Source organism: Pseudovibrio sp. JE062 (genome assembly GCF_000156235.1).
GTDB lineage: Bacteria > Pseudomonadota > Alphaproteobacteria > Rhizobiales > Stappiaceae > Pseudovibrio.
In genome coordinates, this window is record NZ_DS996805.1 from 1018858 (window position 1) to 1038717 (window position 19860).

Here is a 19860-nt window from a genome sequence, read left to right on the forward strand (position 1 = left end):
TGATGGCGACGATGCACGCCGCCATCGGAACTCTTAGAGATACGCCGCAGAAACCAGACGCTGCGTGTATTCGGTTTGCGGCCTGTGTAGGACATCCAGCGTTTTGCCAGCTTCCACCACATTGCCGTGCTGCATGACCATCACGTTATGGCACAAAGCTTTAACCACCTTGAGATCATGACTGATGAAGAGATAGCTCAGCTTCAGCTTATTGCGCAGGTCTTTCAGCAGGTCGATAATCTGCGCCTGAATGGACAGATCGAGAGCAGATGTAGGCTCATCCAGCAGGATGAACTTGGGCTTTAAAACGATGGAGCGCGCAATAGCGATCCTCTGACGTTGACCGCCAGAGAACTCATGGGGAAAGCGATCCATGGTGCTGCGTGGCATCTGTACGGCGTCCAGAGCTTCTGCGACCATGGACTGCCGCTCTTTATGACTGCTGCCGATACTATTGACCTTGAGGCCCTCGCCCACAATCTCACCCACGACCATACGCGGGTTAAGCGAAGAAAACGGATCCTGAAAGACCACTTGCAGGTCTGTTCTGAGCGGTTTCAGCTCCTTCTTGGTCAGGTTATCGATCCGGCTGCCATCAAAGGTGATGGCACCAGCATCCGCTTTAAGAAGCTGCAGGATCGACATGCCCAGAGTGGATTTACCTGATCCAGACTCCCCTACGATCCCAAGCGTTTCACCTGATTTGATCTTGAGGGAGATGTCATTGACCGCGACCAGTTCCTTGGTCTTGCGACTGAAGAAGCTGCCGTGTTTGGATTTGAACGTGACCCGCACTTTATCTGCCTGCAGCAGATCATACAGCCCCTCTTCCAGCTCATCCGGCGAGCCTGTTGGCTCACTGGCGATCAGGTGCCGGGTGTACGGGTGAGATGGCGTTTCAAAGACCTCTTTGGTCGTTCCGGTCTCCACTAGTTTCCCTGCCCGCATAACACAAACACGATCACTCACCTGACGTACCACATTGAGGTCGTGGGTGATGAGGATGATTGCCATGTTGTGGCGCTGCTGCAGCTCTTTCATGAGCTTCAGGATTTCGGCCTGCACGGTAACGTCCAATGCCGTGGTTGGCTCATCTGCGATCAGAAGGTCCGGTTCGTTTGCCAGTGCCATGGCGATCATGACACGCTGGCGTTGGCCACCTGAAAGCTGGTGCGGATACTGGCTGAAGCGGATTTCCGGATCCGGGATCTTCACCTCATCCAGCATGCGGATGGCTTCGACTTTAGCGTCTGCCTTCGAGATTTTGCGGTGAGAGCGGATCATCTCAATGATCTGGTCACCGATGCGATAGACCGGATTGAGGCTGGTGAGCGGTTCCTGAAAGATCATGGAGATACGGTTGCCACGGATCTTTTGCAGCTCCAGCTCACTCATATTCGCCAGATCACGGTCATCAAACTCGATGTGCGAGCCTTCCGCCAATGTGGCGTTTTCAGCGAGCATACCCATGATGGCGCGGGCGGTGACGGACTTGCCGGAGCCGGACTCTCCCACCACGGCCAGCGTTTCGCCCTTTGCTACGGAGTAGCTGACGCCTTTCACTGCCTCCACTGTTCCCGTCACTGTTTTGAAGCTGACGGCCACATCGCGGATGGTGAGAAGGTCTTTGTGTTGTGTTTGATCGATACTAGGCATTGCTGTAGGGATCCATTGCATCACGAAGGCCATCGCCAGCGGCGTTGAAGGCGAGTACGGAAATGATGATCATCGCAACTGGTGCCATCATCCATGGCGCTGCACTGAAGGACTGGAAGTCGAGGATCTGGTTGAGCATGCTGCCCCAGGAGACCATCGGCTGTTGGATGCCCACACCGAGGAACGACAGGAAACTCTCCAGCAGGATGATTTCCGGTAGCTGATAGGTTGCCCAGACGATGATGTGTGACGATGTGTTCGGCACAATATGAGCACCGATGATACGACTGTTGGATGCGCCCACAGCTTCGGCGGCCCGGACATACTCCAGATTGCGCATAGAAAAGACTTTACCGCGCAGTTCACGGCAGAGGTCCGCCCATCTTAGCAACACGAGAATGCATGCGAACATGATGAAGATGGTGATCGGTTCAGCGCGGCGCGGCAGCAAGGCAACAAGAGCCAGATAGAGCGGCAGATCCGGAAACGCTTTGATGAACTCCACCAGTCGCTGGACGACGAGATCATAAAGCCCGACAAAATAGCCTGAGCTGACGCCCATAATGATGCCAATCACGCAAGCGGAACCCATCACCAGCAGTGCCATAAGCAATGTGATGCGAGTGCCGTAGATCATACGGGAGTACACATCACGGCCCAGATTGTCCGTGCCCAGAATGTGGAACTTGCTGCCGTCTGTTGTGCCAAACAGGTGGGTGTTGAAGGTCATACCCAGAAACTGCCAGGGCTCCCCTTCCACGAACAGAGCGACATAGGAGATCTTATCGAGATCGGGAACGAATGTGATCTCGAAGGTCTGCATGTTCATTTCTTCTTTGAAGCCAGTGACGTATGGCGTGGTCAAACTGCCGTCTGGTGTGAAGAAATGCAGTGTTTGCGGCGGTGAGTACAACGCCGCACGGTTGGCTGTCTGCGGTCCATATGGCGCGATAAAGCCCGCGAAAATGGCCGTCAGGAAGATCAGCATGCAGGCAATGAAGCCGACCATGCCGTATTTGTTGCGGACGAAGCGGCGAACGACGAGGCCCCAGTACGAAATGGAAGGCCGGTCTTCTGCCAGTTGCTGCGCATCTACACTGCCGTGTTCAATTGCATCGCTATCAATCTGGGTCATCACGTGTTTCCTTCCATTGCAGCCTGACGGACACGTGGGTCTACAACGGCCAGAAGCAGGTCAGCGACCAGATTTCCAACCACCATGATGGTGGCGACGAGCATGAAGATGGCAGCGACCACATACATGTCTCGCTCAGCAACTGAAGACAGGATCAGCGGGCCGATTGTTGGAACGCCAAGAACGATTGCAATCTCGATTTCACCTTTGATCATGTACTCAAAGCGGCTGCCGATGTTCATGATGACGGGATGCAGCGCATTCGGGATGGCGTGCACCATGATGATGCGGCGGCGGGACAGACCCTTGGCGCGCGCGGTTTCAATGTACTGGGATTTCATCACGTCCAGCAGGTTTCCGCGCATCATGCGCAGCGTGTATGCCTGTCCTGCCCAGATGGAGATGAGCAAGATTGGCCAGACGTGTTTGAGGAAGTCCCAAAGCTTATCAAGGGACCAATGATCCTGCAGAAGATATTCAGGCGACTGGAGCGCGCCGATATAAGGTGAGTGCCAGACGAAGGCCAGATAATACAGAATGATCAGCGAGATCACGAATTTCGGGATAACGATGCCGAGAAAAGCAACGATGGTCGAAATGGTGTCGCCAAGCTTGTACTGGTTCATTGCTGCGTAAACACCGAGCGCACCACCGATGAACTGGGCGAGTACCATTGCGGTGAATGCCAGAGCCAATGTGCGTGGTAAACGCAGGCCGATGACTTCCGTGACTGGTTTGGAGAAGAAGAACGAGTCCCCAAAGTTGCCAGCGGTGACGATGCCGACGACCCAGCGCCAGTACTGCACAACAACGGGCTGATCCAGCCCTAACTGCGCGCGAAGAATTTCTGCTTGAGGTTCCAAAGCTGCACGGGATTGCCCGGTTTGTGCGGCAGTGGTTGACATCCACATGTCAACGTAGTCGCCCGGTACGGCTTGTATGATTGCGAAGGATACAATGGAGATCCCAATCAACAAGACCAGTGTTGCAGCTGCACGTTGCGCCAAAAAGCGTAACAGGCCCATCTGTCTAGCCCTCCCAGCTATGAGCATTTTTACTTATTATTTCGAGGGCGGGCCAGAAGCGGCCCGCCCTTTCTCCTTAGTATTCAGCGATTGTTCCTGGGAGGAGTTCTTTCAACTGCTGATCCTTTGGTGTCCAGAGGCGCTCACGCACCACACCGTCTTCTGCCCATTCGAACATGTTGACTGGTGTGCCAGGGTGAGCGTTCTTGATGCGCTTGTTGACGAGAAGCGCAGCAGGAGCCTGAACGGTGCCAATGGTGTAGGCATTTTCAGTCCACAGTCGCTGGATTGTCTTGGCAGCTTCAGCTGCTTCAACGGCGTCCCAGCTGGACAGGATGGTGTTGTAGGCGTCGACCATCTCAACTTCGAAATCCATCAGATTGCGTGAGCCATCTGAGCCCGGCAGGTGCCGCGATGGGCAGCTGTTGGCGATTGGAAGCTGATAGCAGGTCTCACGAGTCGGCAGGTTCCATTCCTTACGGCGGATCAACATGTTGAAGTCGCCGCTCTTGGAGGCTGTGTCGATCACGTCCACATTGCGGATGAGGACACGGATGCCTGCTTCTGCCAGCATCAGGATGACAGCGTCTGCCTGTTTTTTGTCTGTTACCTGCTGGCGATCGGTCATCATATCGATTTCCAGATCAGCACCCGTGCCCGGCATGTTGCGGATGCCGTTACCATCTGTATCTTTCAGGCCCAGAGCATCCAGCATGGCGTTGGCTTTCGCCAGATCGTATGGATAGTAAACGGTGCTGTCGTAGTCGTAATACGGAGACCCGCTGGAGAAGCCGCCGGAGTACGGATACATGAACGGACCACGCGCAACGGACTGACCGATTGCCTGACGATCCAGCGCATGGCTGACTGCAACGCGGAAGTCTTTGTTTCTAAAAAACTTGCGCAGTTCTGCATCGACTTCGTCCTGAACACCGTTGGTCTCAGAGAAGTTGAACTCCAGACGCCAGGAGAGAACGCGCGGGCCAAAGTTGGCTTTAACTGGCGCATCTGCAGAAAGGGTCTGCTTGAGCGCTTCCACGTAGTTGCCCGGATTTTCCATGTTGGAGAAGTCGCCGGTGCCCGCCACTGCCTGTGTGGTGCGGTCTGACCATGTGGTCAGCTTAAAGTGCATTTCGTTCAGATATGGCAGCTGATTACCAGCTTCATCCGTCTTCCAGTAGAACGGATTGCGTCGCAGAATAACTAACTCATCTGCTTTGTGGCGTACTGGCACCCAAGCGCCCAGCACGGCTGGTGGCACCGCATCTGCTGGCATTGCATTGCGATATTCTTCGTAGGATGCATCCTTGTTGTACTTCGGATGCTTTGCCTTCAGAGCATGTGCTGGTCCAGGGCAGCCCTGAATGTAAGCCAGAGATTTGAGGATTTCCGGGCCTTGCGGCTTGGTGAAGGTGAACTTGAATGTGTAAGCATCAATCACTTCAAGAGTGGTGCCGTCACCGAGACCGCCTTTTGGCAAACGAGATGCAACGTTTTCATCCAGAACGTTGTCTTCCCACCAGAAGCGGATGTCTTCTGTATCAAACGGATCACCATCTGACCATTTGATACCTTCAACCAGATGCATGGTCAGCTCGGTCTTGTCTTCGCTCCACTCCCAGCTTTTAGCCAGATTTGGCAGCGGACCAGACTGTTCTTCTGCTTTAACCTGCCAGAGCGGGCCATTGCGGACCAGACATTCCTGAACGGCCATGTTGATGCCGCCCCAGCCCTGATGCTGGCCAGCGAGCCAGTTCCAACCTTCCGGACGACCGCCAATCACGTGGCGGAACACGCCGCCGTAAACGCCGACACCATCGGACATTGCCATGGTTTTCATGACAAGCGGCTCTGCTGGCAAGCGCTCTTCAACTGGTGGCAGCTTGCCTGCTTTGACCAGATCATTCAGGAATGGTGCTTCGCTGTAGCCATCCAGCTTTTTGTAGGTCCACAGATCACCGCGTGACAGCAGCTCATATTCCAATGTGGACATGGACTGCTCAACCGGCATCTTATCGGCCAGTGCCGAACTTGCCATGACAGCGCAGAGGCTCACGCCTGCAGCTAAGCAAATTTTAGACACAAGGTTTGTTGAAGACATCAATTCCTCCCCCTTTTACGTTACTCCCAACACCATCATGGCCACCGGTGCAGCTCATTTTCCTCCGGCTTTCTACTCAAAAATTCCGATTTTCTTCGTAGATGCTTTTAAACTGCGTATTTCTCTATACTATACACATGGGAGAATACAGAGAGCCGAACTCTCGCATAAATATCGATTCATTAGGATCTTTGAATATTGACGTAAGAGGAGGATGTATAATTGAGTATTAGCGACGATCTATATCGCCAATATCTGGACCAGAGCGTTATCCCGTCGACAGATAATTTCCTAATTATGCGCCATAAACCTCATGTATTCTCCAAAAGACCGTACCATCACCATGCTTCTATTGAAGTCAACTTCCTGATCAACTGTGAAATGGACTATTCCTTCTCGGGAAGTCATGTGACGGTACATCCCGGTTACATGATTTGTTTCTGGGGGGCTGCGCCGCACGGTGTTGTGGATGTGCGCGGTGATGGTGATATGGTCAACCTTTACATCTCCTTTGCACAAATATTGCAATGGGGGCTGCCAACACGCATCACAGATGCACTCATTTCCGGAGATGTGATTTGCAACAAAGCGCCCTGCCCGATTGATGCTGTTCGCTTTGGACATTGGGCAAACGAGTTCAAAAGAGATGACATCAACTGGCGCAAGCTGGTGTTGAGTGAGATCTCATCGCGCTTTACCAGACTGGCACTGGATGGCTGGAACACGCTGCATCATGACTATCGTCAGTCAAGCACGGTGGTGGGGCGCGGGAAGTCCATGCTGCATGTGGAAGAGATGTTGCGGTTCATTTCCGAGAACCACACCTCCGATATTTCCGTTACAGATGTTGCTGAGTTTGTTGGCTTATCGCCAAGCCATGCGATGACGCTGTTCAAGCGAATTGTGGGGCTGCCCATCAAGGAGCATCTGACCCGTGTGCGGCTTTCTCATGCGCGCATGTTGCTTGCAGAGTCTGAAATGAAGATCCTCTCCATCGCTATGGACTCCGGCTTCCGTTCGCTCTCAAGCTTTTACGAGGCGTTTCAGAACCACTTCAGCACGTCTCCTGCAGCCTTTCGAAAGCAGGCGCGGAACATCGGAAAAATATAGCGGGCAGTTTCCCACCCGTTCTTTACTTTTAGCCAGTGACGACGACGCCGCCATCAATCACAAGTGCCTGACTGGTCATCATGCGGCTAGCCTTGGACGCCAAAAACAGTGTCGCATCAATGATATCGTCTGGCTCCAGATGCTCCTTCAGGCACTGACGGCCCAGATGTGCCTTCAGGTCTTCCGGTGTGGCCCAGAGGTCCTTCTGACGCTGTGTGAGCACCCAACCCGGCATCAAAGCGTTCACGCGGATGTTGTCTGGCCCCAGTTCTCGAGCCAGTGCGCGAGTCAGGCCGGTGATCGCTGCTTTGGAGGTCTCGTAGGCAGGATAGCCAGCGTTGCCCATCATGTAGGAGATGGAGGAGAAGTTGATGATTGAACCACCGCCTGCCGCTTTCATACCGGCTGCTGCTGCCTGAGCAGTGAAGAAGTGTGGACGTAGGTTCACGTTCATGGATGCATCCCATTGATCTTGCGTGAACTCTTCCAGACTGTGGCGGGTATCGTTTGCAGCATTGTTGACCAGCACGGTGACTGGGCCATGCGCTTCTTCAGCCTGTTTGATGGCAGCCTGCAGTGCATCAACATCGGTGACATCACACTTGATGAACAAAGGTGCGACGCCGTGCTTTTCTTTCATCTGCTCAGCAAAGTCGGAAGCATCTGAGCGCTGCACGAAAGCGACTTTGGCGCCTTGTTGCATGAAGCCGTCAGTGAGGCTTGCGCCGATCCCTGCTCCACCGCCCGTGATGAATACACTTGCATCCTTCAGATCATGAAAGGTGACATTCCCAGACATTTGTTCCCCCAGGGAGTGCTTGGCACTCTTCTTTGATATATCAGAATATACATAAGCGGCTGCCTCGTTCCAGACAACCGCTTATGTCATCGCATTACTCTAACAAGCACAGGTTCTTTTTACGCAGTTTCAAGCACTTGCTTCTGCGTCCATGCTGGCAACCAGTCCTTGTGCGCTTCCAGAAGCTCGTCCACCATTGCCCAGATCTGCTCCAGATCCAGCTCCGCTGCGGTGTGCGGATCCAGCATGGCTGCGTGGTAGATATGCTCACGGTTCTCGGTCATGAGAGCTTCAACTGTCAGCTCCTGCGGGCCGATGTTGGTGCGCATAAGTGCGGCCAGCTGTGCAGGCAATTTGCCGATATGCGTTGGCTGAATGCCGTTGCGATCAACGAGGCAAGGCACTTCCACCGCGCAATCTTGAGGCAGTGAGGTGATGTAGCCTTTGTTCTGTACGTTTCCGTAGATTACGGATGGTTCGCCCGTCCAGATGGAGTTCATGATGGTGGAGGCGTACTCTTGACTGCGCTCCACTTCGATGCTCTCGGCGTTCTTGTAGTCTTCCACTTGAGACTTCCAGCGTTCGATCTGCTCTACGCAGCGAACCGGATATTCATCGAGCGGAATGGAGTATTTCTCCAGAAGATCGGGACGGTCGCGCTTGATAAACCACGGCACATACTCGGAAAAATGCTCTGAGCTTTCAGTCACGAAGTGGCCAAGACGGGTGAGCATTTCGTAGCGCACCACGTTCTGACAGCGTGGATTCCAAGTGGATGGCTTTGGATAGCGACCTTCACGATAGCCTTCCATCAGACGTGGGTAGAGGTCTTCGAAAGTACCGTCTTCCTTGATCTCTTCCAGATACAGGTAGAATGCCATGTGATTGATACCTGCACATTTATAGCGGATATTTGCAGGATCCAGATCAAGGTCGTGGGCCAGTTCTTTCACCGTACCCTGAACAGAGTGGCAGAGGCCTACCTGTTTGATTTGTGGGTACTTTTGCGCGATGGCCCAGATGTTGATCGCCATTGGGTTCACATATTGCAGCATGACCGCTTCCGGGCAAACCTTGAGCATATCTTCGCAGATGCTCCAGAGGTGCGGAACGGTGCGCAGGCCGCGCATGATGCCGCCGATGCCGAGGGTGTCAGCGATGGTTTGGCGCAGGCCGTATTTCTTTGGAATTTCGAAATCGGTTACAGTGCACGGCTCGTAGCCGCCGATCTGGAAGGCGACCACAACAAAGTCAGCGGAATCAAGAGCTTCCATCTGGTTGGTGTGGGTTGAAACAGTTGCGCTCACTCCCAGCGTCGCAATCAGTTTGCGGGCAACGATTTCAGATTCATCAAGGCGCTCTTCGTTGATATCCATGAGAGCAACGTGTGCTCCGGACAGCGCCGGACGCTGCAGAATATCGCCGATGATGTTCTTCATGAAGGTGGTCGAACCGGCACCAACAAAGGTAATTTTGGGGTTTCGGGCCATGCTTTTCTCCCATTTCCCGAAGGGCTCGCCAGCGCTTCAGGTTGCATAGTTCTTGAGGGGATAACCGGAAAGCCTTGAGACGAACGTCCTGCAGCTCACCTTTGAGCAAAACCTATGGGGCGGCGGCGTCTATTTCTTCCCGTTTTCTATTCTAAATTTCCGGAAACCACGGCAAATGAGGGAAGTTACGCAGTATCTGCCATGCTTGACGCAGCGTCTTCACCTGCCAGCTGTGAAGAGATAAAGCCGTTTCGCTCCAGTACTTTAGCAGTTTTGAATAAATACTCTTCGCCGTAGCGCGGGCCAATGAGTTGGATGCCGATTGGGATGCCCTCGTGTTTCTCTTTGCTTGGGACACTCATGGACGGCAGGTCGAGGAAATTCATCGATCCGAGGTAAGTGGTTGTTTTTATGATCTCTTCAAGGCTTCCAACCGATTTGACGTCGGCGCCTGCCTCAAATGCGTTTTTTGTGCAAACGGGTGCAATGATTACGGGATATTTGCGTTGAAATTGGTCAATCAGGCGGTGGTAGTGGGATCTGGAGGCCAAAGCGCGTGCATAGCCGTGATAGTCCATGGGCGGGGATAGTTGTGTATAGTACTCAAACACGGTGCGCAGCTGCTCTGAGGCGAACTTGTCGATGATTGTCTCTTTTTGCAGCGCCACTTCGGTGATCAGCAAAGAAGAGTAGCGGTCGAAGGCCTCCTGAATGAAGTCAATTGAGCTGCTCTCCACCTTGTATCCCCGCTGCGCCAACACCTCTCCAGCCTGTTTCAGCACCTCGTTAATTTTCGGATCGGCATCAGGCGGTGTGATGAGTGCGACGGTGTTGGGATAGGACTTATCCTCGTCCATGTCTGGCAGAGACCACGTATCCAGATCAGAATAACCACGCATGACATCGTAGGCGAGTTTGAGGTCATCGACGGATCGTGCGAGCGGGCCCTGGGCGGATGACAGCTGGATGGTCATGGGGCGCTCTGCCGGGCTGGTGGCGTTGTAAAACGGTATGCGGCCGTGGGATGGACGCAGGCCGAGGACGCCGCAGCAAAAAGCTGGCAGGCGGATGGAGCCCGAAAGGTCTGAGCCGTGGGCGATATAGCCGATGCCAGCAGCTAGTGAGCTGCCTGCTCCGCCGCTTGAACCGCCCGGCGTGAGAGCCGGGTTCCACGGGTTCAATGTCTGGCCGAACAAGACGTTGTCTGTATGGAAGCGCCACGACATTTCCGGCGTGTTGGTGCGGCCAATGGGGATGGCCCCTGCCCGTTTCAGGCGCTCGACCAGAGGTGCATCCTGTTTGGCGATCAGGCCTGCGAAGGCTTTGACACCGTTGTTGGTTGAAGCACCTTCCTGATCAACATTTTCCTTGATAGTCACGGGTACGCCGTGGAGTGGGCCAAGTTCATCACCGCGTTCAATGGCCTGATCTGCCAGTTCAGCTGCTTTACGGGCCTTATCGTCATATCTGGTGGTCACTGCATTCAGATGAGCTTTTTCATCTATGCGGGCCAGATGCTGATCAATCACCTCAGCGCTGGAAATCTGGCGGTTGCGGATCGCGGCTGCAACTTCGGTAGCTGTCAGTTTAAAGATGTTGTCGGTCATTTTGCAGGTTCCTCAGCTAACGAAGATCAAGGAGAGTTCTGGCAGGAAAGTGACGAGCAGCAGTACAATGAGCATAAGCAGGACAAACGGCACGATAGATCTGGTGACTGTCCAGAAGCTTTCTTTGAAGGCCTGCGAGGCCACCACAAGGTTGATGCCGACGGGCGGCGTAAGCAGGCCAATCTCCAGATTGATGATCATGATGATGCCCAGATGCACCGGATCGATGCCGTAAGCGACGGCAACGGGTAGCAGGATCGGTGCCATGATCAGCAGTGCTGAGATGATTTCCATAAAGAAACCAACCAGCAGGAGCAGGATATTGAGGCCAATCAGGAAGAGCCATTTCTCCTCAACATGGGCAGACAACCAATCTGCCAGCTGGCCCGGCACCTGCTCGGTGGTCAGCACCATGTTCAGAGTTGCTGCGATGGCGACAATGGGCAGTAGACCACCGAGTAACTGGGTGGTGTGAATGACAGCGTCCCAAAGCTGCGATAGCGTCAGTTCCTTATAGATGAACAGCTCAACAGCGAGCGCATATGCCAATGCAATGGCCGCGCTTTCAGTTGCGGTGAAGTAGCCGGAGTAGATGCCGCCGAGCAGAATGACGGGCATGAGCAATGACCAGACGCCATTGGATATGGCTGAGCCTGCCTCTGCTAGGTCAAAACCAATGCGCGGTATGGTTCTGTTCACCCATGCCGAGTAAGAGGCCAGAATGAGTGTGAGCAGCAACCCCGGAACAATACCAGCCAGGAACATGTCGGTGATCGACGTTTCCGTAACCAGTCCGTAGATGATCATCGGGATACTGGGCGGAATAACGACACCCAGTGTGCCTGCACTGGAGAGCGCTCCAAGGGCGTATGGGGTTGAGTACCCCTGCTCCTTCAAAGCTGGATAAAGAACCGTGCCCACGGCCAGCAGTGTGACCATTGAAGAGCCGGAAATCGCTGCAAAGAAGGCGCAGGACAAAATAGTTGCCACCCCAAGGCCGCCGGACAGCGAGCCGGTGAGCTGCTTTAGCACATTTACAAGACGCTCTGCGATGGCACCGCGGCTCATGATGGACCCGCAAAGCAGGAAGACCGGGATTGAGAGCAGCGCCTCACGGTCCAGTGCCGCCCAGAAGTCCTCTGCCATGAACATCAGCTCGCCGTCGCTGTAAAACAGCTGCACAGCACCGCCCAGAACCATCAGGATCACGATCAGGTTCTGGCGCAAGACCAGCATGAGGATGACAGCGAGTGTTAGAAGGACAGCGGTGCTCATTCCAGATCAGCCTCCGCTGGTTTCAACGAGGGCATCACGGCAAAGCCAAAATGGCGGAGCGCATTGGAATAGAAGGCGTAGGGCATGATGGTTTGGAACCACCACAGTGGCCAATCCACAACGGGCACGAGAAAGCCAATCTCATAGGACGAGCGTACAAGCTCAAAAGAGATGTAGCCAGCAAGCAGGAAGAGGCATCCGCTCAAGACATCTCCCAGTTTTTGCAGCAGGGCCTGCCATGCGTGTGGCAGCACATTATCCGTGAACTTGGGGCGGATGTGGGTGCCGGAGGACGTTGCCAGCCCCAAGCCAAGCATGCCTGCAAATATGGCGGAAAACAAAGCGATTTTGCTGCTGTGCATCAACGAGGTCTCAAAGAACTCACGCGCGACCACATCTGCCAGCATGGCTACCACAACAATGATGTAGGCCAGTGCCGCAAAGGTCGCTTCAAAGCGGTAGAGCAGATGGAAAAATCGCTTCATGCAAAATGAAAAGAGCCCTTAAAACGGGCGGGCTCTTCCTTTCTGGTTCAAGTCAAAGTGTGCAGGCTTGTCTTGCCTCCAGAATTTTCGGCCAGATTTCTTCTGCCTGACCACCAATTGAGCTGACCAACTGCTCTCGCAGTGGCACAACGGCTGTCTTCCAAGATTCGCGCTGTTCCGCTGACAGCTTATGGACGTGACCACCGTTTTCCTGAAAACCTGCGACCATGCCGTCCGCCATATTGCGCACTTCATCCCGCAAGCCCTGAACAGGCACCAGTGCGTTGGTGATGCTCTCCTGCTCCGTTGCGCTCAGCTTCTTCCAGGTGCGCATGCTCATAACGAGCGCGCCAGACTGATGCAGGTGGGCGGAAAGAGTGAGATGGGGTGCCAATTTGCCCATGCCCATGGCCACATAGGTCATGGCTGGCAGTGTTCCGCCCTCCACCATTCCGGTCTGGATGGCAGATGGGGTTTCCGCCAATGGCAACACAACCCCGTTTGCACCCATGCCCTGCCAGAAGTTGGCGGAGTATTTTGCAGGAGCGGCCCGCACTTTGACGCCTTTGACATCATCCAGCGTGACCAGCGGTTTAGTTCCGAATGCGTGGATCCAGCCGAGTTCATTCCATTGGAGGAACTTCAGGCCTTTCTTTTCAAAAAGCGGTTCAAAAACAGATGTGAGGTGCTTGTCCATGGCGCAATCGATCTGGGCATAACTGTCCCATAAGAACGGGACGCCCATGAGCGCCATTTCGGGCACCACAGTTGAAAACGCAGTCATGGAAGAGCCGAGAATATCAATACGTCCGCGAATGGTCTTTTGAACCATCACAGGTTCAGTGCCGAGCTGGCCTGCATGAAATAATTTCGCGCTTATTTCACCTTCAGAATTTGTGCTGATCTTTTCGGCGATGGCATCAACATGTTTTACCCAAGGGGTACCCAGAGGTGCACTTGTTGCAAACTTCAGTTCTTTCGCGGCTTCAGCGCCCCCAACTGACGCAACGATAGATGCGGCAGCACCCAGCAATAAACCATGTATTTTCATCGTCCCCCCTATATGTTCCCAAATCACACATGCATTCTGCTATTATCGGTGGCCCCAACCTGAGAGATGCTATAGTTTGGCAACTCTATTCTCATTATCAAAAACAGAACTTATCGTCTAGTTTGAGTGTAAAATGAAATCTTATAAGCCAAAACAAAAACGAGGCTATGAGGCGGAGCAGAATTTCCTGCAAGCTGCAAAAACGATTTTTGCCAAGGAAGGTGTGGCACGGGCGCGGGTTTCAGATATCGTTCAACTCGCGGGCTCTTCAACGGGCAATTTTTACTTTCGATTCAAGAACAAAGAGATGTTGTTCGAGCGCCTTTTTGAAATATACGAGGAGCATGCGCAAGGCCTTATTCAGGACTTGCAGGACCCGTTGGGGTCTTTGGAGAGCACCATTTACTTTGTCACAGCCCTGAACCAGCAACTGCTTCAGGAAAATGTCGGGCTTTACCGTGCTGCCCATGAAGTTTCCGCCAAAGAGCCTGAAACCTGGAAGCGATTCCAACAGCTGACTCTGGCCACTGCAGAGCGTATTCTGACCCTCTGTGAGCCTTATAAAGATGAGATCCCTTTTGAAGATTGGGAGCTTCAGGTGCGTCAGGCGATTCAGCTGATCACTGGCTTTACGGCCAATCAGGCGATCCGTGATGCAGGCCCTGCCCATTTTGGGTCTCAAGCGATGGTCGACATGCTCTTCCTGGCCGCTATGGGCGTGCTGGGGCGTACTCCATCAAAAGAGTTTGAGAGCCAAAAAGAGAAAATCCATCAGATATTGAAGGATGACCGATATTCCTAAAGCGTAAGCTGAAAGAATATTCTAATATACGCGTATAAGTTTTAATTTTGGGAGGAATTATGACTGATACACTTAGTGCTCCAGCGTGGACACCTACTGTATTTACCAAGCCAATCAACGTGAATGGCTACAGATCTGTCGTGGAAATATTTGAGGAGGCAAATGGCCGCTTCGCAGATAATGTAGCCTTCACCAACTTTGGTCAGTCACTTACATTTAAAGATGTTGATGAGAAGTCACGCGCAGTTGCTGCCTATTTGCAGAATGAGCTGGGCCTGAAAAAAGGCGACCGCGTCGCCATTATGCTACCGAATATTCTGGCGTTTCCGGTTATCATGTTCGGCATATTGCGCGCCGGACTTGTGCAGGTGAACGTCAACCCTCTCTACACACCGCGCGAGTTGAAACATCAATTGAATGATGCGGATACGGATACCATCTTCATTTTCTCAGGCTCCAGCCCAACTCTGGCAGAAGTGGTTGCTGATACGCCGATCAAGAATGTGCTAATCGCGAATGTGGGAGATGCCACCGGGGTGGATATGCCCTCGCCGCCTGCGCATGAGATGTTTGCGGATCGTTTGACGGTCAAAGACGTGCTTGCGAAGGGCGAGCAGCTGGAGTTTACGCCCCCGCAAATCAATCCAAGCGATCTGATTTACCTGCAGTATACAGGCGGCACAACTGGCCTATCCAAAGGTGCCGCGCTCAGCCATGGCAATCTGGTAGCAAACATTGCGCAGTTTGATGCGGCGACTGATGGCTTTATGCGGGCGGGCGAAGAGATCGTGATCACGGCGCTGCCGCTCTATCATATCTTCGCGTTGATGGTGAACTGCCTGTCGTTCTACTGGCTTGGCTCTCAGAACGTCCTGATCACCAACCCGCGAGACATGCCGGGGTTTGTGGGTGAGCTGAAGAACTGGAAGTTCAGTGTCATTACCGGTGTGAATACGCTCTTCAATGGCCTTTTGCATACGCCGGGCTTTGATGAGCTGGACTTCAGCAACTACAAGTTCGCCATGGGTGGTGGCTCTGCCATTCAGCGGGCGATTTCGGATAGATGGAAGCAGGTGACCGGCCATCACATCATTGAAGGCTATGGCCTGAGTGAGACGTCGCCAATCCTGTCCGTGAACCCGTTTGACAGCACCGAGTTTACCGAGACTGTCGGCCAGTCCATGCCGATGACGGAGATCAAGTTGCTGGATGCGGAGGACAATGAAGTTCCGCTTGGCCAGCCGGGCGAGCTTTGCGCGCGCGGCCCGCAGATCATGCAGGGATACTGGCGCAAGCCGGATGCAACAGCTGCTGTGATGACCCCGGATGGGTTCTTCCGCACCGGTGATATCGCGATCATGGACCAGCGCAACAACTTCAAGATCGTGGAACGGAAGAAGGACATGGTGCTTGTGTCCGGCTTCAACGTTTATCCGGCTGAGGTTGAGGCAGTGATTGCCGAGATCGCGGGCGTGGTTGAGGTCGCCGTTGCAGGAACATCCGATGAGCGGACTGGTGAGGCTGTGAAGGCCTTTGTGGTGCGCAGCAGTGAGGATGTGACGCCGGAAGCGGTTCAGGAATACTGCCATAAAGCGATGGCGGCCTATAAAGTGCCGAAACACGTGGAGTTTTTGGAAGAGCTGCCAAAATCCACCGTGGGTAAAATCCTGCGCCGTGAGCTGCGGGACAAGTAAGTTTCCTGTCAGACGACATAAAAAGAGCCGCAGTTTGATCGCTGCGGCTTTTTTCGTTTCATCTGGTATGGTGTGCGTTATGCGCCTTCCACAATGATGATGTTGGCAATGCCAGCGTTTTCGCGATGTTTTTTGGCTGCCTGATACTCTTCGCTGTTGTAGCAAGCCATCGCGGTTTCCATATCAGCAAACTCGATGACTACATTGCGGGGATGGTTGGTGCCTTCCAGATCCTCAAACTTACCGCCGCGCGCCAGAACGTTGGCGTTGTACTTTTTGAAAGCGGCAGAGGCTCCGTCTGCATAGAGCTTGTATGGCTCAGGATCTGTGACTGTGACGTGAGCGACCCAATAGGCTTTTGGCATTTTCTCTTCCTTTAAAACAGGAGGAAGCGGCGCTTGATACGCCGCCCCCTCTTCTCGTTATTTAGCTTAGTTCGCTGTTACTTGTTCAGGATTTTTGCCAGAGCAAGATAAGCGATGCCAGCCACGAACAGGCCGACGAACCAAGCGTATGTGTAGATGGTTGCGAACAGTGGAGATGCCGGACCAGTGAGGCCTACGCCCGCCAGGAAGCCTGGAAGGTTTGGCAGGATACCGATGACCAGCGCCAGCACGCCTGCCCAGTTCCAGCCGTTGGAACCAGCATAGATGCCGTTGTGCTTGAACAGATCTTCCACGTTGAGCTTGGTTTTGCGCAGCAGGTAGTAGTCTGCCAGCATCACACCTGCGATTGGACCCAGCAGCGCTGAGTATGCAATCAGCCAGCCGATGATGTGGTTCACGAGGATCCATGGGAACATCACCAGACCAATCGCTGCGGTGATGTAACCACCCATGCGCAGGTTGATGGCTTTTGGTGCCAGGTTGGAGAACCCGTGTGCCGGAGCCACAACGTTTGCTGCCAGGTTGGTTGTCAGCGTTGCAACGATGAGTGCGAACAGAGCGATGATGATGCTCATGCCGCCCATCTTCTCGGCCAGCGCAATTGGATCCCAGATGGCTTCCCCGAAGATCACAACAGTTGCAGACGTCACAGCAGACGCGATGAACGCAAACAGTGCCATTGGGATTGGAAGGCCGATCGCCTGTCCCATGAACTGGTCTTTCTGGCTCTTCGCATAACGCGTAAAATCAGGAATGTTCAGAGCAAGTGTTGCCCAGAAGCCAACCATGCCTGTCAGGCTTGGCCAGAAGACGGACCAGAACTGGCCTTCCTTCGGCTGACCTTCAGCAAACTGGCTTGGCGTGGAGAGCATTGCGCCGAAACCACCTGCGTTGACGTATGCCCATGCCAGCAGAGCCAGACCCATTGCGAGCAAGAATGGTGCTGCATAGGTTTCCAGCCAGCGGATGGATTCTGTGCCATTTTTGATGAAGTACAGGTGCAGTGCCCAGAACGCCATGAAGCAGGCAAACTGGCCTGCGTTGATGCCGAGGATTGGCAGCGGATCACCTGCAAGGCCTCCGCCCATGAGCGTGTTCAGGATCACATAGATCGCGGAACCGCCAACCCATGTCTGAATACCGAACCAACCGCAGGCTACGATACCGCGGGCAACAGCTGGAAATTTCGCGCCAGCTGGACCGAAGGACGAGCGCAGCAGGACCGGGAACGGAATACCGTACTTGGTGCCTGCATGGCCGATCAGAACCATTGGAATGAGAACGATCGCGTTGGCGAGCAGGATTGTCATGACCGCCTGATCCCAGCTCATGCCTGCGCCAATCAGATAGGACGCGAGCAAATAAGTTGGGATACAGACCACCATACCGACCCAGAGCGCGGAAATGGAAACCCAGTTCCATGTGCGTGCAACAGGTGCGGTTGGCAACTGATCTTCGTTGTAAAGATCGGCATCAATTCCGACAAGTTCCTGATGGATAATACCAAACTCGTCCGGTACTACATTCCCGGTTGAGCCTAGAGTTGAATCCGACATTGAGTTTTACCCCCTCAGCTTAAAAGCAGCAAATCCCCTCTAAAAATACCGCTGCGATTAATGACCAGCCCGCGTACCCCACGTGGGCCTGATGGCATATCGCAGCGCTCTCAAGCCCGCGACATGCTCTAATTATTGCTTCCAGGCGCATCTGGTTCCGAAAGCCAGTGCCCTCTTTTCGGAGATACGCCGTTCGCTCTGTGGTCAGGCTTATACGCCTGCTGGCATCAATTCTGGCCGACGCTCAACTTTGCGCGGCGCTGTGATTTCTTTCCACTTTGACAGAGCTGCGCCGACCGGAGCATTTGGCTCGCGACCAACGAACTCACCGTGACCAGGTTCAGTCTTGACCGTGCTTTCCTCAATCGCGACCTTGCCGCGGGTGAGTGTGAAGCGCGGCAGACCGACCACTTCCCTGCCTTCGAACACGTTGTACTCAACGCAGGACTGCTGGTTGGCTGCAGTGATTGTTTTTGAGCGGTTAGGATCCCAGACAACGATGTCTGCGTCCGCCCCTTCCAAAATTGCACCCTTTTTAGGATACATATTCAGGATCTTGGCGATATTGGTGGAAGTGACAGCTACAAACTCGTTCATGGTCAGGCGGCCAGTGCGCACACCGGTTGACCAGAGCATTGGCATGCGGTCTTCCAAGCCGCCAGTGCCGTTCGGGATTTTAGTGAAGTCGCCGACGCCGAACCGCTTCTGCTCCATTGTGAAGGCACAATGGTCTGTTGCCACCACCTGCAAGGAACCAGACTGCAAGCCAGCCCAGAGGCTGTCCTGATGCTGTTTGTTGCGGAATGGAGGAGACATGACGCGCTGTGCGGCATGATCCCAGCTTGGGTTGGAGTATTCACTGTCATCCAGTGTCAGGTGCTGGATCAGCGGCTCACCATAGACACGCATACCCTTCTGGCGGGCACGACGAATAGCTTCATGGGCCTGCTCACAGCTGGTGTGCACGATGTAGAGCGGTACACCTGCCATATCCGCGATCATGATAGCGCGGTTGGCTGCCTCGCCTTCCACCTCTGGTGGGCGGGAGTATGAGTGCGCTTCTGGTCCGTTGTTGCCTTCCGCCAGCAGTTTTTGCTGCATGGTGGCGACCACATCACCGTTTTCGGCATGCACAAGCGGCATTGCGCCAAGGGCTGCACAGCGTTGGAAGGAGGCGAACATTTCGTCATCATCCACCATTAGTGCGCCTTTATAGGCCATGAAGTGCTTGAAGGTGTTGATGCCGCGATCAACCACTTCCTGCATTTCATTAAAGACCTGCTCGCCCCACCAGGTCACAGCCATGTGGTAGGAATAGTCAGAACAGGCTGCGCCGGATTTTTGCTGCCAGATGGCAAGTGCTTCCATCATGGACTGGCCCGGCTCTGGCAGACAGAAATCCACCACCATGGTGGTGCCGCCCGCAAGCCCTGCTCTTGTGCCGATCTCGAAGTTGTCTGCGGAATGCGTTCCCATGAACGGCATTTCCAGATGCACGTGCGGGTCAATACCGCCCGGCATGACGTAACAGCCAGAGGCATCCAGCGTTTCGTCACCGGAGAGGTTCTCGCCGATTTCGATGATCTTGCCACCATCTACGAGGACATCAGACTTGTAAGTTCTATCGGCAGTTACAATCGTGCCGCCTTTAATCACTGTAGACATTTTGGTCTCTCAACTCTTTCAAA

General features: G+C 53.8%; 16 protein-coding genes. 3 read left to right on the forward strand and 13 right to left on the reverse strand.

What is annotated here, in order from left to right; all coding sequences use genetic code 11:
• Positions 1 to 33: 33 nt before the first annotated feature.
• From PJE062_RS04225 to PJE062_RS04240, 4 genes are all read right to left on the reverse strand, one after another.
• Positions 34 to 1695, reverse strand: a complete 1662-nt coding sequence (locus PJE062_RS04225; RefSeq protein WP_371256225.1) for an ABC transporter ATP-binding protein — start codon at positions 1693 to 1695, stop codon at positions 34 to 36.
• Positions 1649 to 2791: an ABC transporter permease gene (locus tag PJE062_RS04230; protein ID WP_008547233.1), complete on the reverse strand. Its 1143-nt coding sequence runs from the start codon at positions 2789 to 2791 to the stop codon at positions 1649 to 1651. Before PJE062_RS04230 ends, PJE062_RS04225 begins: the two co-directional genes overlap by 47 nt.
• A complete protein-coding gene (locus PJE062_RS04235; RefSeq protein ID WP_008547168.1) occupies positions 2791 to 3816 on the reverse strand; it encodes an ABC transporter permease in 1026 nt (341 codons plus the stop codon). The genes PJE062_RS04230 and PJE062_RS04235 overlap by 1 nt, the downstream gene beginning before the upstream one ends.
• A 76-nt stretch (positions 3817 to 3892) precedes the next feature.
• On the reverse strand, positions 3893 to 5917 hold the full coding sequence (locus PJE062_RS04240; RefSeq protein WP_008546725.1) for an ABC transporter substrate-binding protein: 2025 nt from the start codon (positions 5915 to 5917) through the stop codon (positions 3893 to 3895).
• A gap of 222 nt (positions 5918 to 6139) precedes the next feature.
• Between PJE062_RS04240 and PJE062_RS04245 the strand changes: the two genes are divergently transcribed.
• On the forward strand, positions 6140 to 7027 hold the full coding sequence (locus tag PJE062_RS04245) for a helix-turn-helix domain-containing protein (RefSeq protein ID WP_208608690.1): 888 nt from the start codon (positions 6140 to 6142) through the stop codon (positions 7025 to 7027).
• A 28-nt stretch (positions 7028 to 7055) separates the two neighbouring features.
• Here the strand turns inward: PJE062_RS04245 and PJE062_RS04250 are convergent, their stop codons facing one another.
• From PJE062_RS04250 to dctP, 6 genes are all read right to left on the reverse strand, one after another.
• Positions 7056 to 7826 (reverse strand): SDR family NAD(P)-dependent oxidoreductase, encoded by a 771-nt coding sequence (locus PJE062_RS04250; RefSeq protein ID WP_008546924.1) that lies wholly within the window; start codon positions 7824 to 7826, stop codon positions 7056 to 7058.
• 119 nt (positions 7827 to 7945) lie between these two features.
• Entirely contained in the window at positions 7946 to 9316 is a 1371-nt protein-coding gene (locus PJE062_RS04255; RefSeq protein WP_008546998.1) for an alpha-glucosidase/alpha-galactosidase, read from the reverse strand.
• Between the two features lie 185 nt (positions 9317 to 9501).
• Complete coding sequence (locus tag PJE062_RS04260) at positions 9502 to 10923, reverse strand: amidase (protein ID WP_008547090.1); 1422 nt, start codon at positions 10921 to 10923, stop codon at positions 9502 to 9504.
• Positions 10924 to 10935: 12 nt separating this feature from the next.
• Positions 10936 to 12198: a TRAP transporter large permease gene (locus PJE062_RS04265; protein ID WP_008546774.1), complete on the reverse strand. Its 1263-nt coding sequence runs from the start codon at positions 12196 to 12198 to the stop codon at positions 10936 to 10938.
• A complete protein-coding gene (locus PJE062_RS04270) occupies positions 12195 to 12683 on the reverse strand; it encodes a TRAP transporter small permease (RefSeq protein WP_037035911.1) in 489 nt (162 codons plus the stop codon). The genes PJE062_RS04265 and PJE062_RS04270 overlap by 4 nt, the downstream gene beginning before the upstream one ends.
• 52 nt (positions 12684 to 12735) lie before the next feature.
• Entirely contained in the window at positions 12736 to 13734 is a 999-nt protein-coding gene (gene dctP / locus PJE062_RS04275; RefSeq protein ID WP_008546933.1) for a TRAP transporter substrate-binding protein DctP, read from the reverse strand.
• A 133-nt stretch (positions 13735 to 13867) separates the two neighbouring features.
• Here dctP and PJE062_RS04280 point away from each other — a divergent pair, with 133 nt between their 5' ends.
• Positions 13868 to 14536, forward strand: a complete 669-nt coding sequence (locus tag PJE062_RS04280) for a TetR/AcrR family transcriptional regulator (RefSeq protein WP_008546516.1) — start codon at positions 13868 to 13870, stop codon at positions 14534 to 14536.
• Positions 14537 to 14595: 59 nt separating this feature from the next.
• Positions 14596 to 16230 (forward strand): AMP-binding protein, encoded by a 1635-nt coding sequence (locus PJE062_RS04285; RefSeq protein WP_008546313.1) that lies wholly within the window; start codon positions 14596 to 14598, stop codon positions 16228 to 16230.
• A gap of 77 nt (positions 16231 to 16307) precedes the next feature.
• Here PJE062_RS04285 and PJE062_RS04290 read toward each other — a convergent pair whose 3' ends face one another.
• The 3 genes from PJE062_RS04290 to hydA all read right to left on the reverse strand — a co-directional run bounded on the left by PJE062_RS04290 (position 16308) and on the right by hydA (position 19837).
• Entirely contained in the window at positions 16308 to 16595 is a 288-nt protein-coding gene (locus tag PJE062_RS04290) for a DUF1330 domain-containing protein (RefSeq protein ID WP_008546710.1), read from the reverse strand.
• A 77-nt stretch (positions 16596 to 16672) separates the two neighbouring features.
• Complete coding sequence (locus PJE062_RS04295) at positions 16673 to 18172, reverse strand: NCS1 family nucleobase:cation symporter-1 (protein WP_008546312.1); 1500 nt, start codon at positions 18170 to 18172, stop codon at positions 16673 to 16675.
• 210 nt (positions 18173 to 18382) lie between these two features.
• On the reverse strand, positions 18383 to 19837 hold the full coding sequence (gene hydA / locus PJE062_RS04300; RefSeq protein ID WP_008547102.1) for a dihydropyrimidinase: 1455 nt from the start codon (positions 19835 to 19837) through the stop codon (positions 18383 to 18385).
• Positions 19838 to 19860 lie beyond the last annotated feature (23 nt).